This window comes from Catellatospora coxensis, assembly GCF_016862635.1.
GTDB classification, from domain to species: domain Bacteria; phylum Actinomycetota; class Actinomycetes; order Mycobacteriales; family Micromonosporaceae; genus Catellatospora; species Catellatospora coxensis.
Genome location: NZ_BONI01000202.1, coordinates 1 through 1173 on the forward strand (window position 1 = coordinate 1; position 1173 = coordinate 1173).

Annotated in this window: 1 protein-coding gene; it reads right to left on the minus strand. The window is 69.5% G+C overall.

The window, feature by feature from the left end; translation table 11 throughout:
* Positions 1–990, minus strand: a 990-nt coding sequence (locus Cco03nite_RS42015; protein WP_203699633.1) for an amidohydrolase family protein, incomplete at its 3' end; no start/stop codon positions are given.
* Positions 991–1173: the final 183 nt, after the last annotated feature.

Genomic DNA, 1173 nt, shown 5'->3' on the forward strand with positions numbered 1-1173 from the left:
CTCCTTGAAGCAGAAGGGGCAGTGATCGGTGGAGACCACGGCGAGGTCGTTGGTGCGCAGGCCGCGCCACAGGTCGCGCTGGTGGGGCTCGTGCTTGGAGCGCAGGGGAGTGGAGCAGACCCACTTCGCGCCCTCGAACCCCGGTGCGCCGAGCTGGTCTTCGAGGGTGAGGTAGAGGTACTGGGGGCAGGTTTCGGCGAACACGTTGCGGCCGGTGTCGCGGGCTGCGGCGACTGCTTCGAGGGCTTGGGATGCGGACAGGTGCACGATGTAGAGGGGGGTGTCGCCGGCTACCTGGGCCAGGGAGATGGCGCGGCGGGTGGCTTCGGCTTCGAGTTCGGCGGGGCGGGTCAGGCCGTGGTTGATGGGGTCGGTCTCGCCCCGGGTCAGGGCCTGGCCGATGAGTACGTCGATGGCGATGCCGTTCTCGGCGTGCATCATGATCATGGAGCCGTTGTCGCGGGCCTTCTGCATGGCGCGCAGGATCTGGCCGTCGTCGCTGTAGAAGACACCGGGGTACGCCATGAACAGTTTGAAGCTGGTCACGCCTTCGGAGTCGACCAGGGAGTCCATGGCTTTCAGCGACTCGTCGTCGACCCCGCCGATGATCATGTGGAAGCCGTAGTCGATGTGGCAGTTGCCGTCGGCCTTGGCGTGCCAGGCGGCCAGGCCGTCGGGGACGCGTTCGCCGGCGCGCTGGACGGCGAAGTCGATGATCGTGGTCGTCCCGCCGAAGGCCGCGGCGCGGGTGCCGGTCTCGAACGTGTCCGAGGCGGACGTGCCGCCGAACGGCAGCTGCATGTGGGTGTGCACGTCGACCGCGCCGGGGATGACGTACTTGCCGCTCGCGTCCACCACCTGCGCGCCCTCGACGGGCGGGGTGCTGTCGGGCGAGAACAGCCCGGCGATCTTCTCGCCCTCGACCAGCACGTCCGCGGGAAACGCGCCGGTCGCGGTGACGACCGTGCCGCCCTTGATCAGCAGGTACACGCCGTGCCTCCTCAGGCCTGGGTCAGCGGGCCGTAGGCGTCGGGCCGGCGGTCGCGGTAGAACTGCCACCGGTCGCGCACCGTGTCCAGCAGTCCCAGGTCCAGGTCCCGGACCAGCAGCTCCGGCTGGTGCGCGTCGGCCGTGTCACCGACGAACGCGCCCTCGGGGTCGACGAAGTAGGAC